The organism is Agrobacterium genomosp. 2 str. CFBP 5494 (genome assembly GCF_900013495.1).
Taxonomy (GTDB): domain Bacteria; phylum Pseudomonadota; class Alphaproteobacteria; order Rhizobiales; family Rhizobiaceae; genus Agrobacterium; species Agrobacterium pusense.
Map to the genome: position 1 here is coordinate 2,685,920 of NZ_LT009718.1, position 14,046 is coordinate 2,699,965.

Consider the following 14,046-nt stretch of genomic DNA (forward strand, 5'->3'; position numbering starts at 1 on the left):
AGGGTGGACACTGCTACCAGTGATCGGCGAGCGCCGCCTCGCCGGCAAGTTCTGCAAGGCGGCGGCGGGTTGCGGCTGTCACTCCTTCGGGCAGATTTGAAAGATCGAAAAAGCCGCTTTCGGCAATTTCATGATCCGGCTTTTTCGGCTTGGTCTGGGTAACCTCAAGCCGATAAAGCGCGACATGGTCGCGATTGCTGCCTTCCAGATTGAGATAAACATGGAAAAGCTCAGGCTTTGACGTGGCTTCGAGATTGCCTTCCTCCCTAATTTCCTTGTGAAGCGCCGCGAGCAGGGTTTCACCCCGCTCCACCCCTCCACCCGGCAGATACCAGCCCGGCAGATAGGTGTGGCGGACGAGGAAAATCCTGCCGGTTCCATCATAGCAGGCGGCACGCACGCCAAGAGTTGCGCCGCGCGTGAACAGAAAAACGAAATGCAGCAAACGAATGAAGACGCGCATATGGAACGGACGGGCCTGCCGCCCGGTTGTCTCGTCATTCACCCTGTTTCTCCCCGCCTGCCGGCTTTTGTTGGACGTGCGGCATATCATAGGTTATCTCTGCCGCCATGTTCAAACTTGCGCATATTTCAGACGTCCATTTGGGGCCACTTCCAAAACTCACTTTTCGCGAACTTGCATCCAAGCGTATCACCGGTTTCGTCAACTGGCATCGCAACCGCCGCAAGCATCTCTTCACCGATACGCTGGAAAAGCTGCTGGACGATCTGGAGACAAAATTACCGGATCATCTGGCTATCACCGGCGATCTCGTCAATCTTGCGACCGGCATTGAAATTCGCGCCGCCGCCGACTGGCTGGAAGAGGTGGGTGACCCCGAAAAGACCTCCGTCGTTCCCGGCAATCACGACGCCTATGTGTCCGGCGCGCATGACAAGGCGATGCAGGCCTGGTACCCCTATGTTCGTGGCGATGGCGACCCTGCCGAATGGGACGACGACCGCAAGATATTCCCCTATATGCGCGTGCGCGGCCCCATCGCGCTGATCGGCTGCTCCACATCGATTGCGACGCCACCTTTCTCGGCCACCGGCTATTTCGGCAACCGGCAGGCGCGCGCCACGGCGGAACTGTTGAAAAAAGCCGGGGAACAGGGGCTGTTCCGCGTCGTGATGATCCATCACCCGCCGATCCGTGGCGCCGCCCCAACGCACAAGCGCATGATCGGCATACGCCGTTTCGCCGCGGCGCTAGGCGTCGGCGGTGCGGAGCTCGTGCTGCATGGCCATACACATTTGAACACAGTCTATTGGCTGAACACGCACCATGGTGAAGACCACATTCCCGTGGTCGGCATCGCCTCTGCCAGCCAGGGGCCCGGTGGAGAAAAACCGCGCGCGGCCTATAATCTCTTCAACATCTCCGGTGGTCCCGGCACCTGGAACGTGACCTGCGAACGGCACAGCCTCAATGAGACGGCAACCGGTGTCGCGCTTGAGGATATCAGGGTATTTTATGAAAACGGGCGGCCACTGGGGTTTTCGCGGCCTGCGGAGCAGAGCCCGGAGGATTGAGAGGTAGGAGGTTGGGGCTACCCCCCCCTCTGCCCTGCCGGGCATCTCCCCCTTCAAGGGAGGAGATCAGCAGGAAGCACTACCGCCATTTCATTCACAAACGTTGAGATGGGCGAGACCTGTCCGGGAGTCGATCTCCCCCCTTGGGGGGAGATGTCCGGCAGGACAGAGGGGGGGGGGGCTTGCCCACCTCAACGCCAGCCTTACTTCGCCCGCTCTTCCAACACTCGGTTGGCCGCAGAAACGATCGCTTCCAGCGAAGCCGCCACGATATTCGTATTCACCCCTGCTCCGAACAGCTTGCCGCCCGGATGTTCCATCTCGACATAAGCGATGGCCGAGGCATTCGAGCCGTGCTGCAGCGAGTGCTCGGAATAATCGTTCACCGAGAGATCAATGCCGAGATAAACCGACAGCGCATTGATGAACCCGTCGATCGGACCGGTCCCCTTGCCTTCAATGCGCTTCACCTCACCATTGTCGGTGATCTCCGCGGCAACGATGCGCACGCCCTTGAAATCGCCGGCCGGATAGGTGTGGTGATCGACGAATTTGAGGCGCGCATTCGGCTGCGTCACGTAGCGCTCGATAAAGCGCTCATAGATGCGCTTGGCCGGCAGCTCGACACCCTCTTCATCGGTGATGCGCTGGATATCCTCGCGGAACTCCACCTGCAAATTGCGCGGCAGGTTGATGCCGTAATCCTGCTGGAGGATATAGGCGATGCCACCCTTGCCGGATTGCGAGTTGATGCGGATGATCGCCTCGTAGGAGCGTCCCACATCCTTTGGATCGATCGGCAGATAGGGCACTTCCCAGACGGGATGATTGGCGACCTTGATCGCCTTCATGCCCTTGTTGATGGCGTCCTGATGCGAGCCGGAAAACGCCGTGTAGACCAGTTCGCCCACGTAAGGGTGGCGCTCGGGGATCGTCATCTCGTTGGAATATTCATAGACCGCCTTGATGCGCTCGATATCGCGGCAGTCCAGCTCAGGATCTACACCCTGCGTATACATGTTCAGCGCCAGCGTCACGACATCGACATTGCCGGTGCGCTCACCATTGCCGAAGAGGGTGCCTTCAACGCGGTCCGCACCCGCCATCAGGCCCAACTCGGTCGCCGCAATGCCCGTGCCGCGGTCATTGTGCGGATGGAGCGAGATGATGACGTTTTCGCGATTGTCGATATTGCGGCACATCCATTCGATCTGGTCGGCATAGATATTCGGCGTCGCCATTTCCACCGTCGATGGCAGGTTGAGGATCAGCTTGTTGTCGGCAGTCGGCTTCACAACCTCGACGACGGCGTTGCAGATTTCCAGCGCCACTTCCAGCTCTGTGCCGGTAAAGCTCTCAGGCGAATATTCGAAGCGGTAACCGCCGCCGGCCTTGGCCGCCATGTCGGTGATCATCTTGGCCGCATCGACCGCGATCTGCTTGATACCGTGCACATCCTTGCCGAACACCACGCGGCGCTGCAGTTCCGATGTCGAATTGTAGAAATGGATGATCGGCTTGTTGGCGCCTTCCAGCGCTTCGAAGGTGCGGGTGATTAGTTCCGGGCGGCATTGCACCAAAACCTGCAACGAGACGTCATCGGGCACATTACCCTCTTCCACGCACCAGCGGGCGAAATCGAAATCCGTCTGCGACGCGGAAGGGAAACCGATCTCGATTTCCTTGAAACCCATTTCGAGCAGCAGCTTGAACATGCGGGCCTTGCGGTCGTGACCCATGGGGTTGACCAGCGACTGATTACCGTCGCGCAGGTCCACCGAACACCAGATCGGCGCCTTGGTGATCGTCTTGGAAGGCCAGGTGCGGTCGGGGATGTTGATCGTGGGATAAGGGCGATACTTCACGCTCGCGTCGGTCATGCCCTTGGAAACAGTGGTGGTCTTGGCGTCCATGTCGCTTCCTCCTTGCGCCATCCGCGGGCTTATTCAAGCCATCGGCGGATGCGCGGCCCTTGAGGGCCTAAATCCAGTATAAATGAGATTTCGAGATGAGGAGCGTTTGCACCAGCGGGCTTTCGGCCGCCGGGCGCTCCTCACTGGACCCGGCAACCGCGTGTAAGGTCGAGGCTAAGAAGCGAGAGTGCACCGCACGGCGAGGCCTTCGCAGAAATCTGCGCGCTCATGCCGGAAATGGTTGCGATGCTGTTGCTCATGGCGATGTGTATAAACAGCGGCTGGCGGTCTGACAAGTGATCTTGTGCGGTGCAGGCCTATTTTGCGTGTCGGCCGATCTCAAGCCTTTCCGCGATCCACAATTTGACAAGCGACTGCCGGGTCACCCCAAGTCTCCGAGCCTCATTGTCCAGGTCGTTGACGACCCACGTCGGAAAATCGATGTTGACACGTTTGGGCTCGATATTCAGATGCCGCGCCGTTGTCCAGTCGAGATACTCACCGATGTCCTCGCCATCATCAGCCATTCTGTCGAATTCTTCTGCGCTTATTGTCTTCATAATGATGCCTCTCTAACTCACGGGCGCGCCGAACGGAAATGATTCGAATACGCCCATCCCGCAGCGTATGCACTGCGAGCCATAATTTGCCGCCGAGAAGAGCGATGAGCGCAAACCGCTCTTCACCGACGCCCAGCGCGGTAACGGTCAAACCGAATTTGTCGTGCCACAACGCCTGAGCATCGACAAAATCAATCCCGTGCTTGTCTTTATTGCCAGCGCTCTTGGCCGGATCAAATTCGAATTCCATGAGAATATAATATAAAAACTATACCATTTCCACTACCTAACCACGCCTTACCAACCGTTGCAACGCCATCATCAACCCGCCGCCGATCAAGCCCCAGAAAGCGCCGGAAACGCCGCCGAAGGAGAGGCCGGAGGCCGTGATGAGGAAAGTGATGGCCGCAGCCTCGCGGGTTTCGGGGTCCTTGAACGCGGCGACCGCGGAGCCGGAAAAGGCGCCGACCAGCGCCAGCCCCGCCACCGCCTGAATGAGGATGGGCGGCGCAAGCGCTACGAAGGCCGTGACCACGCCGGCTAGCAGACCGAAAATAATATAGCCGACACCGCCGATGATCGCCGCCCAATAGCGCCGCTTTGGATGAGGATGGGCATCCTCGCCCGCGCACATCGCCGCCGTTATTGCCGCAAGATTGACCGCATGGCCGCCAAAGGGTGCGGAAAGCAGCGAGAAGAAGCCGGTCGCGGCGAAAAGCGGGCCGGGCTGCGGATCGTAGTGATTGACCTTCAGCACCGCAATGCCGGGAATATTCTGCGAGGCCATGGTGACAATGAAGAGCGGCAGCGCGATGGAGACGACGGCATGCAGGCTGAAGACGGGTGTTACCCATTCCATCGGCGGCGTCAGCGATTGCGCGACGCTATCGAGCGCACCCGCCGGAATATCGACGCCGAAAATCATCACCAGCACGAAGGCGGCAAGGGCCGCAGGTACTGCAAACAGCCGCCTGAAAGCCCCCACGACAATCCACGCCAGAATGATCGGCAGGCCAAGCGCCGGGTTGAAGCCGATCGCCTTGATCGGGGCGAAACACAGGCCGATGATGACACCCGACAGCATGGCATTGGCGAGTGGCGCCGGAATGGAGGCAACCGCCCGTCCGAGCGGCTTGAACAGGCCGGCAACGATGATCAGGACGGCGCAGACAATGAAGCCGCCGACAGCCGCAGGAAAACCGCCCTCGATCACGCCCGTCGTGGCCAGAAGTGCGGCGCCCGGCGTTGACCATGCAATGCTGACCGGCAGCCGGGTGGCGACGGAAAGAACGATGGCGCAAAGCCCCATCGCCACCGAAAGTGCCATCAGTCCCGACGCGGCCTCGAAATCGGTCGCGCCCACGGCTTTGAGGCCCTGCAGCACGACGGCAAAGGAACTGGCGAAACCGACAAAGGCGGTGAGGCAGCCCATGAACAGGCTCTGGACGGAAAAATCTCTCAGCATGAAGCACTCTGCGGCCTGCTGCCCGTCGCAAGAAACCGCAGCGATCTGCACTGGCGACGGACACGAACAAATTTGAAGCGTGAAGCGCGAATCTGAAGATAGCAGCACGCTCTGGATGAAGCATGGCTATATTCAGGATCAAAAAAGACGGGGCTTGGCAAGATGAACCGCCAGGCTTCGGGTACGCCGGCATGGAAAACGTCATCAAAGTTTAGCGGCAGCACGCTAATCCTCCCTGCATCGCAACGGATCATCCGCCACAGGAGGGAGCTTCATGTTTCGTATCGTCACCGTTGCAGCCCTGGGTTTTGCAGCCCTTCCGGCGGCTGCCCAGACCCTGCCGCAGCCGGCCTTTCTGGGCCAGATCGTCGTTCCCTCCGGCCTCGCCATCGATGGCGTCACCTTCGGCGGGATCTCCGATCTCGCTTTCGACAGCGAAACCGGGCGTTATCTCGCAATTTCCGACGACCGCGTGGAAAAGGGCCCGGCCCGTTATTACGAGCTGGAACTGGCGGTGTCGGAAGGCGTCGCCACCCTCAATATCGCCGCCATGCATGAATTGAAGGATGAGACCGGCGCGGCCTTCGCTCCCAAAGGCATCGACGCGGAAGGCATCACACTCGACCGCAAGGGCGGCAAGCTCTATTGGTCTTCGGAACGCGACCTGAAAAACCAGCCGGCGATTTATGTGTCAAACCTCGATGGAAGCGATGTCAAACGGCTGGCGCTGCCCGACGCCTATCTCATCGATGACGCGAAGACCAGGGGCGTGCAAAACAATCTTGGCTTCGAAGGCCTGACGTTGACACCTGGCAGACTGATCGCCGCCACCGAAAATGCGCTCACTCAGGATGGCCCGAAGGCGACGCCGCAGGCGGGCAGCCCGTCCCGTATTCTCGTCATCGATACCGCGACCCTGAAGCCGGTCGCTGAACATGTCTATGTGACGGAGGCGATCTCCAACACACCGACAGCCGCCGAGCCGAAATACAATGACAATGGCCTCTCCGCTCTTGCGGCCCTGCCGGACGGGCGCCTCGTCGCCGTCGAGCGCAATTTCGCCTCCGGGGTCGGCAACCATATCCGCTTCTTCGTCGTCGACCTCTCCCGCGCCGAGAATATTCTCGGCAAGGACAGGATCGATCCGGCATCCGTGGCCGCCGTTTCCAAATCGGCATGGTTCGAAATCAGGGAAGGCGACTTCGGCCTCGACATAGACAATATCGAAAGCCTTGCTTTTGGACCGGTCGTGGATGGCAAACAGCTCTTTGTCATCGCCTCGGACGATAATTTCAACCCGGGCAAGCAGTTCACCCAGTTTGCAGCCTTCGCAGTGCCGGCAAACCTCGGTCAGTAACACACGATAAGGATCGTGCCGGCCCCTGACAGCCCACAGCGCCGGCATGAGCGGACACGACACAACAGGAAACCTGCCTTCACCAGCGGAGAAGACGTGAACCGGCGAAGGCCCCGATCAGACCGGTGAGGAGAATACCCAGCGAATACCAGATCAGCACGAAGGCCAGGCCGTTTTCGCTGCAGAACCAGGAATAGACCCAGGCTCCGGCCGCTCCGGCCGCAAGTCCCGCGGCAAAACCTGCCAGGGCGGGATCGGCAGGAGCAGATCGTTTGAGAGCGGCAAAATTCGCAAAAAACACCGGTACAGAAAAGGCGACGATCAAGAGCGGGCAATGCAGGGCTGAAGAACCCAGGATGAGCCTGCGGTAAGCTTCAGGCAGGGCAAATCCCAGCTGCACGAAGGCCATCACCGCCATTGCCGAAACGATCACCGCGATCCCGACAAACAGGCAGCTTCTTTCTCCCTCCGGCCGGGCAAGACGCCTGACCGCGAAAAAAGCGACCATCGCCAGCAGGGCATTGTAGAAAGACTTCACCCAGAAAGCTGGCTCGCTCACCGCATCCCGCATATCGCCGCGCGGTCCCAAAATGATGAACATCAGCAGAAGTGAAACGCCAAGCGCCGGCAGGGCTGCAAAGGCCAGCCGACGCTCGAGCGCAAAAGCCGGAACGGGCCTGAGATCTGCTGCCAGTCGCTCGATAATATCTTCCGTCTTCTTCACGTGTCGCCTCGCAACTTCGCCGCCAGGGTTTTTAATGTCCTGTGAATGCCGACTCGTGCCGCAAGCTCTGTCTGGCCGGTTTTTTTTGCCGCTTCGGCAATGGACTGCCCTTCAAGCTTCACGCTGCGAATGAGCTCGCGTTGCCGCTCCGGCAAATCCTCGAGCAACCGTTCGACATCCATCCGCGCGGTGACGGCGTCGACAGACCAATCCGCCTCCAGGGTCTCATCCAGCTCCACCTCCCCCCGCATGCGCGCGCCCCTGCCGCGATAGTGATCGATGAGCTTGTAGCGCGCTATCGAAAAAAACCAGGCCGTGAACGGTCTTGAGCGATCATAGGTCGCCCGCTTCGCATGCAGCGACAATAGCGTTTCCTGCACAAGATCTTCCACTTCTGCCCTTGAAGCGGCGCCCATGCGCCGACCGTAGTAAGCAGTCAGCAGCCGGCGCAGGGCATGAAGCAAATGCCTGTAGGCGCCTTCGTCCCCGTCGAGGGAACGCAGCATCAGCGTCTTTAAAGTGTCTTCTGAAAGGCTGCCTGTCATTGTCACTATCGGGTTATTCGCGGTCGGCAGCATATTGTTACACGGTGGTTTGAAAAATCTCGCCCGAAGATGTTGTCACAAACGTGTGAAGCTGTAACGACCGCCCATTTCTCCCGAATGGACAATCGTGATCCCCGACATGATGCCGGCGGACATTCGATAACGTCCAGAGGAGACCCTTCATGACCCGCATTTTCACCGCCTTTGCCGCCGCCTCCCTGCTCTCTAGTGTTTCCCTCACGGGCATCGCCCATGCCGACGGCATGAAGACCGACCCCACGAAGCCCGACGCGATGAAAATGGAGACGATGAAAAAAGATGGCATGTCCGTGACCGGCAAGAAGGCCTGCATGCACAAGGCCGGTATGGAAATGGACAAGATGAAGAAAGCCGACATGATGAAGGCCTGCGATATGATGAAATAACAACGGCCCGAAAGGAAAAAGCCCGCATCGGTTTTCACCGACACGGGCTTTCTCGACTGAAAATCCGGAACTCAGAGTTCCGACTGGCTTTCGACGATCTTGCCGACGAGGCCATAGTCCTTGGCCTCTTCCGCGCCGAGCCAGTAATCGCGATCGATATCCTTGGCGATCTTTTCTTCGCTCTGGCCGGTGGCCTTGGAGAAGATCTTGATCAGGCGCTGGTTCATCTTGATGATTTCGCGAGCCTGGATTTCGATGTCGGACGCCATGCCGCGCGTACCGCCGGAGGGTTGGTGCAGCAGGAAGCGGGTGTTCGGCAGGCAAAGGCGACGTTCTTTCGGCACCGAAACATAGATCAGCGCGCCGGCGGAGGCGACCCAGCCCGTGCCGATGATGTAAACCTTCGGCTTGATGAACTTGATCATGTCGTGGATGGAATCACCCGATTCGACATGACCGCCCGGAGAATTGACGTAAACGCGGATGTCGTCGTCGCTGGCGGCGGCAAGGGCCACGAGCTGCGTGCAGACCTTCTGCGCCAGTTCCTGCGTGATGCCACCATAGATGAAGATCGAACGCGACTTGAAAAGATTCGCTTCCGTTTCCTTGCCGATCGGCAGTTCCTTGCTCTTGTCGTCTTCGTCTTCGTTCATCAACGGCTCTCTCCAGCAAAATTCGTGCATGCCCTTCGGACATAGTGCGACTTGTTACGTAAGGCAATGAGCAAAAAAGACAAGGTTCGCGCCCGAACAATAAACAGCACCCCCGGCAGATGACGCATGGACAGCTCGTTCGTCTTCGCGATATCGTCAGCGTCTCATTGCAGTGCCGCACGCTGCGGAACCCCAAGACAGCAGGTGGGCGGCGATAATCTTAAGAGGGAACCATGCTGAAAAGACTAAGCCTTGCAGCCGCCGCGCTCGGCCTTACCACCCTGCCCGCTTTCGCGCATTTGAACCCGGAAGAACACGGCTCCTTCATGGCCGGTGTCTCTCACCCCTTCTTCGGTGCGGATCATATTCTGGCGATGGTGGCGGTCGGCATCTGGGCCTCCCAGATTGCTGTCGCGCAAAATGACCGAAGGGCGCTGTGGATCGTGCCGGCCGCCTTCGTCGGCACCATGGCCGTGGGCTTCCTGATGGCGGTTTACGGCATCGACCTGCCCTTCGTCGAACCCGCCATTCTCGCCTCCGTCATCGGCCTTGGCCTTCTGGTCGCCATGGCGGCAAAGCTTCCCACCGCAGCAGCCGCGGCCGTTGTCGGCGCTTTCGCGCTTTTCCACGGCCATGCGCATGGCGGCGAACTCGGCAGCGCGGGCGCGCTGCAATTCGGCATCGGCTTCATAATCGCCACCGCCATCCTGCACCTTGCCGGCATCGCCCTCGGTCTCGGCATCGCCCGCTTCGGCTCGGTCGCCAGCCGCACGGTTGGCGCGCTCACGGCGATTGCGGGCCTCTCGCTCGCTTTCGGCGGCTGAGGATCATTACCGAAATTTAAAATTCGGACCGCTTTGAAAAGCCAAAATTGTGGCCTACCTCCTTATCGTAGAATTTCGCTTCACGGTAAGGAGGCAGCACATGTCACCGGAAGAAAGCCAGCTTCTCAAGGGCCTGTTCGAAAGAACCAAGGCCGCATCCGCCACCCCGCGTGACCGCGAGGCGGAAACGTTGATCGCAGACGCCGTGCGCGATCAGCCCGCAGCTCCCTACTATCTCGCTCAGGCGGTGATCGTGCAGGAGAAGGGACTGGAAGCGGCAGCAGCCCATATCAAGCAGCTCGAAGAGCGCATCCACGCATTGGAAAGCGCCAACCCGGCCCCTCAGGCCGCAGCGCAGGGCGGCTTTCTCAGTTCCATCTTCGGCACCGGCCAGCCGCAGCCGCCAGCTCCGACACCAGCACCTGCTGCTGCCGCCCCGGCCTCGTGGCGCAACGATACCGCTGGCCAGACGGCCGGTCCGTGGGGATCGCAGGCAGCCCAGCAGCAGCCCGGTGGACCTTGGGGTCAGCAGCCGGCAGCAGCCGGCCGGTCTGGCGGCGGTTTCCTGCAGGGCGCGCTTGGCACCGCAGCCGGCGTTGCAGGTGGCATGCTGCTTGCGAATTCGCTGAGCGGCATCTTCGGAAGCCACATGTCGTCGCTCGGTCTCGGCTCGCCCTTCGGCGGCAATAGCGGCACTGGCAATGCGCCAGTCGAAGAAACGGTCATCAACAACTATTATGGTGACAGCGCGAACCCGCAGGATAACAATGACGACGATATCCAGCAGGCCGATTACGACGACAGCGCCGATGATGCCGATTTCGATTCAGGCGACGACAGCTCGTTCGCCTGAACTTTTTATCCTTTAAGGAGCCGGATCAGCCGCGGCCGCGATAAGTGGCAACGCCCTGATCCGGCAGCCATACGCCCTCGGGCGCCGGTCCGGTCTGCCAGAACACGTCGATCGGAATGCCGCCGCGCGGATACCAGTAGGCGCCGATACGCAGCCACTTCGGCTGCAGCAACTCCACAAGGCGCTTGGCAATATAGACCGAGCAATCCTCATGGAATGCGCCATGGTTGCGGAAGGACTGCAGGAACAGCTTCAGCGACTTCGATTCCACCAGAAAGTCGCCGGGAATATAATCGATGACGATATGGGCGAAATCCGGCTGGCCGGTCATCGGGCAAAGCGAGGTGAATTCGGGCGCGGTAAAGCGCACGACATAATCGGTGCCGGCATTGCCGTTGGGCACCTTTTCGAGAACGGCCTTTTCAGGGCTCTCTGGCGTATCGACCTTCGTGCCCAGCTGCGACAGGCCGGAAACATCCGTCACGGACATGGAAAACTCCTGTTTTTTAAACGATCACTTTGACGCCATGCGCCTTTTCGCCTTCCGGCTCGACGTGAATGGCAAGGCTGGCGCCCGGTATGACGTCCCTTATGGCATCTTCAAGGCGGTCGCAAATATCATGCGCCTCACGCACCGTCATGATCGCCGGTACGACGACGTGAAAATCGATGAAGGCGGCCGAACCGGCGCGGCGGGTTCTGAGATCATGGACACCGATAATGCCACCGGAATTGGCTGCGATCGCCTTCTTGATCGCCTCATCCTCCTCGGGCTCCACTGCCCGATCCATCAGGCCACCAAGCGAATGCAGGATGACCTTCGAGCCCTGAAACAGAATGTTGACGGCCACGAGAATGGCAAGCGCGGGATCGAGAATGGCATAGCCCGTCAGCAATGCCAGGACGAGGCCGACAAGTACGCCTGCCGATGTCACGACATCAGACATGATGTGGTGGCCGTCCGCCGCAAGCGCCGGCGAAGAATGCTGTTTGCCGACGCGGATCAATATTGTCGCCCAGACAGCGTTAATGATCCCGGCCGCGGCATTGATGGCAAGACCAAGTACCGGCGCTTCCGGCAGTCTCGGATTGAAGAGTGCGCCCCAGGCCTCCTGCACGATCAGCAGGGCAGCGACAACGATCAGCACCCCTTCGACGACAGCGGAAATATACTCCGCCTTGTGGTGGCCGAACTGGTGGTCGTCATCGGCAGGCTTCTGCGCATAACGAATGACGAAATAGGCGATGAAAGCCGCGACCACGTTGACGGTCGATTCCAGACCGTCGGACAGCAGCGCGACCGAGCCGGTAACCCACCAGGCCACAAGCTTGAGGCCGAGTACACCGAAAGAAAGCGGAATGCCCCAGAATGCGAGCTTCCTGACCAGCGCATTGCCTTCAACGTTCATTTTCTGTCCCCGTGCGGATGCGAACGAATTGCATCATCAAGTCCCAAAACGCACGAACCGCGCGCACGGGGGTACCCGTGCGCGCGGTTCGCTATTTGAGCGTTCTATCGTTCAAACGAGGATCAAGGTCAAGGGCCTTGCGCTCGCGTCCAAAACATCACTATCCGCTTTTCTGCTCGCAGAAACGAATGCGGTTGCCGAAGGGATCGGTCACTTCCATCACATTACCCCATGGCAGTTCTTCAACGCCGGGCTTCATGAAGCGATAATCCTTTGCCGCCAGTTCCCGCTGATAGGCGAGAACGCCATGCATCGTGACGAAGACGTTGGAGCCCGGCGTCGCATCGCCGTGGTGGCCGCTGAGATGCAGCCCCATTCCGGCGCGTGAAATCTGCATGTAGAGCGGGAAATTTTCGCCGAAGCGGTGTTCCCAGTCGACCTCGAAACCGAGAAAATCGATATAGAACTCCCGTGCCTTGGCCTCGTCGAACATCCTGAGGATGGGGAATATCCGCTCGAAAGCGATATCTCCGTCTATGCGCGTCCCGGCATCGGCCATGCTGCCTTCACCTTCTTCAGGCCATAAAATGAAACCGGCCGCAACAGGTGCGGCCGGTAAGGTCAGCTTATTCGGCTGCGACGATCTTGCCGTCCTGCCACTTGAACAGCGAGAAGGTCTGCGAGGTCAGGTCACCGCTTTCGCCATAGGTGACCTTGCCAATTGCGGTCGGGAAGGCTTCACCGCTCTTCAGGACCTTGGCAACCGCTTCGGAATCCTTGGCACCAGCCTTTTCGATGCCGGCCTTCAGGACTTCGACAGCAGCGTAAGCGTTGAGCGTGAACGCTTCCGCCGGAATGTTGGCGGCCTTCAGCGCTTCCGCAGCAGCCTTGGAATCAGCGTTCTTCAGCGCGTCGGAAGCGTTGGTGAAGATCGTGCCTTCGCCAGCCTGCGAACCGATGTTCCAGAACTCGCTGTTCGACAGGCCGTCACCGCCGATAACGGCAGCCTTGGAGCCGATATCCTTCAACTGGCGCACCAGAAGACCGGCTTCCGGATGGTAACCGCCGAAATAGATGATCTCGGCATTGTCGGACTTCAGACGTGCCGTCAGCGCGCCGAGGTCCTTTTCGCCCGGCGTCAGGGCATCGTAGAGAACTTCGGTCACGCCGCCGGCATTCAGCGTCGCCTTGAAGGCATCTGCCAGGCCTTTGCCGTAAGCGCCCTTGTCGTGAATGATGGCGACCTTCTTGTCCTTGAGGTTGGCGAGAACGTATTTCGCCGCAACCTCTGCCTGCTGGTCATCGCGACCGCAGGTGCGGAAGACGTTGGAAAGGCCGCGGTTGGTAAGGCCCGGCGCAGTCGCCGTCGGCGTAACCATCAGCACGCCGTTTTCGGCAAAGACGTCCGAAGCGGGAATGGCGACGCCGGACGTCACCGGACCGACGACGAAGTGAATGCCTTCGGCAACCAGCTGATTCGCGGCCGAAACGCCCTGCTTCGGCTCGCCGCCATCGTCGGCCAGCTTCAGCACGACCTGTTCGCCGAGGATGCCGCCCTTTTTGTTGATTTCATTGACTGCCGTCTGGGCGCCGTTCTTGACCTGGTCGCCATAAGCGGCGACAGGACCGGTAAGCGGCGCAATCAGGCCGATGACGATTTCGGCATGGGCAAGGGGTGCGAATGCGAAGGACGCTGCAAGCGTCACGCTGGTCAATGTCTTCAGTTTCATCCTGGTGTCTCCTTAAAGGGGGTCGCGGGACCCGGTGAGCGCCATGGGCGCC

Annotated in this window: 17 protein-coding genes; 5 read left to right on the forward strand and 12 right to left on the reverse strand. The window is 59.6% G+C overall.

Annotation, left to right across the window (positions count from 1 at the left end):
• Positions 1–13 precede the first annotated feature (13 nt).
• A complete protein-coding gene (locus AGR2A_RS13475) occupies positions 14–505 on the reverse strand; it encodes an NUDIX domain-containing protein (RefSeq protein ID WP_004443008.1) in 492 nt (163 codons plus the stop codon).
• Positions 506–570: 65 nt separating this feature from the next.
• Between AGR2A_RS13475 and AGR2A_RS13480 the strand changes: the two genes are divergently transcribed.
• Positions 571–1,536 carry a metallophosphoesterase family protein gene (locus AGR2A_RS13480; protein ID WP_072494704.1) on the forward strand — a complete coding sequence of 322 codons (966 nt, stop codon included), beginning with the start codon at positions 571–573 and terminating at the stop codon, positions 1,534–1,536.
• 203 nt (positions 1,537–1,739) lie between these two features.
• On the opposite strand, the gene leuA is transcribed toward AGR2A_RS13480, so the two are convergent.
• From leuA to AGR2A_RS13500, 4 genes are all read right to left on the reverse strand, one after another.
• Positions 1,740–3,449: a 2-isopropylmalate synthase gene (gene leuA / locus AGR2A_RS13485; RefSeq protein ID WP_006699443.1), complete on the reverse strand. Its 1,710-nt coding sequence runs from the start codon at positions 3,447–3,449 to the stop codon at positions 1,740–1,742.
• A 317-nt stretch (positions 3,450–3,766) separates the two neighbouring features.
• On the reverse strand, positions 3,767–4,009 hold the full coding sequence (gene brnA / locus AGR2A_RS13490; protein WP_004443014.1) for a type II toxin-antitoxin system BrnA family antitoxin: 243 nt from the start codon (positions 4,007–4,009) through the stop codon (positions 3,767–3,769).
• Positions 3,969–4,259: a BrnT family toxin gene (locus tag AGR2A_RS13495; RefSeq protein ID WP_004443015.1), complete on the reverse strand. Its 291-nt coding sequence runs from the start codon at positions 4,257–4,259 to the stop codon at positions 3,969–3,971. The genes brnA and AGR2A_RS13495 overlap by 41 nt, the downstream gene beginning before the upstream one ends.
• Before the next feature lie 36 nt (positions 4,260–4,295).
• Positions 4,296–5,474, reverse strand: coding sequence for a benzoate/H(+) symporter BenE family transporter (locus tag AGR2A_RS13500; protein ID WP_072494705.1), 1,179 nt, complete (start codon positions 5,472–5,474; stop codon positions 4,296–4,298).
• Positions 5,475–5,748: 274 nt separating this feature from the next.
• Here AGR2A_RS13500 and AGR2A_RS13505 point away from each other — a divergent pair, with 274 nt between their 5' ends.
• Positions 5,749–6,831 carry an esterase-like activity of phytase family protein gene (locus AGR2A_RS13505; protein ID WP_072494706.1) on the forward strand — a complete coding sequence of 361 codons (1,083 nt, stop codon included), beginning with the start codon at positions 5,749–5,751 and terminating at the stop codon, positions 6,829–6,831.
• A 79-nt stretch (positions 6,832–6,910) separates the two neighbouring features.
• Here the strand turns inward: AGR2A_RS13505 and AGR2A_RS13510 are convergent, their stop codons facing one another.
• Positions 6,911–7,555 (reverse strand): NrsF family protein, encoded by a 645-nt coding sequence (locus AGR2A_RS13510; protein WP_034498755.1) that lies wholly within the window; start codon positions 7,553–7,555, stop codon positions 6,911–6,913.
• Positions 7,552–8,100 (reverse strand): sigma-70 family RNA polymerase sigma factor, encoded by a 549-nt coding sequence (locus AGR2A_RS13515; RefSeq protein WP_006699438.1) that lies wholly within the window; start codon positions 8,098–8,100, stop codon positions 7,552–7,554. The genes AGR2A_RS13510 and AGR2A_RS13515 overlap by 4 nt, the downstream gene beginning before the upstream one ends.
• Positions 8,101–8,282: 182 nt before the next feature.
• Here AGR2A_RS13515 and AGR2A_RS13520 point away from each other — a divergent pair, with 182 nt between their 5' ends.
• A complete protein-coding gene (locus tag AGR2A_RS13520; protein WP_072494707.1) occupies positions 8,283–8,525 on the forward strand; it encodes a pentapeptide MXKDX repeat protein in 243 nt (80 codons plus the stop codon).
• 71 nt (positions 8,526–8,596) lie between these two features.
• Here the strand turns inward: AGR2A_RS13520 and AGR2A_RS13525 are convergent, their stop codons facing one another.
• Positions 8,597–9,178 (reverse strand): ATP-dependent Clp protease proteolytic subunit, encoded by a 582-nt coding sequence (locus tag AGR2A_RS13525; protein ID WP_003523060.1) that lies wholly within the window; start codon positions 9,176–9,178, stop codon positions 8,597–8,599.
• Positions 9,179–9,411: 233 nt separating this feature from the next.
• Here AGR2A_RS13525 and AGR2A_RS13530 point away from each other — a divergent pair, with 233 nt between their 5' ends.
• Together AGR2A_RS13530 and AGR2A_RS13535 are read left to right on the forward strand one after the other, a co-directional pair.
• Positions 9,412–10,002, forward strand: a complete 591-nt coding sequence (locus AGR2A_RS13530) for a HupE/UreJ family protein (RefSeq protein WP_072528751.1) — start codon at positions 9,412–9,414, stop codon at positions 10,000–10,002.
• 100 nt (positions 10,003–10,102) lie between these two features.
• Positions 10,103–10,855: a DUF2076 domain-containing protein gene (locus AGR2A_RS13535; RefSeq protein WP_072494708.1), complete on the forward strand. Its 753-nt coding sequence runs from the start codon at positions 10,103–10,105 to the stop codon at positions 10,853–10,855.
• A gap of 25 nt (positions 10,856–10,880) precedes the next feature.
• Here AGR2A_RS13535 and queF read toward each other — a convergent pair whose 3' ends face one another.
• The 4 genes from queF to AGR2A_RS13555 form a co-directional block, all read right to left on the reverse strand.
• Positions 10,881–11,345, reverse strand: a complete 465-nt coding sequence (gene queF / locus AGR2A_RS13540; protein ID WP_004430149.1) for a preQ(1) synthase — start codon at positions 11,343–11,345, stop codon at positions 10,881–10,883.
• 16 nt (positions 11,346–11,361) lie between these two features.
• Entirely contained in the window at positions 11,362–12,264 is a 903-nt protein-coding gene (locus tag AGR2A_RS13545; RefSeq protein ID WP_004443025.1) for a cation diffusion facilitator family transporter, read from the reverse strand.
• 160 nt (positions 12,265–12,424) lie between these two features.
• The gene (locus AGR2A_RS13550; RefSeq protein WP_072494709.1) at positions 12,425–12,823 is read right to left on the reverse strand and encodes a glyoxalase superfamily protein; all 399 of its coding nucleotides are present in this window, start codon (positions 12,821–12,823) and stop codon (positions 12,425–12,427) included.
• Between the two features lie 67 nt (positions 12,824–12,890).
• Positions 12,891–13,994 carry a branched-chain amino acid ABC transporter substrate-binding protein gene (locus AGR2A_RS13555; RefSeq protein ID WP_004443027.1) on the reverse strand — a complete coding sequence of 368 codons (1,104 nt, stop codon included), beginning with the start codon at positions 13,992–13,994 and terminating at the stop codon, positions 12,891–12,893.
• Positions 13,995–14,046: the final 52 nt, after the last annotated feature.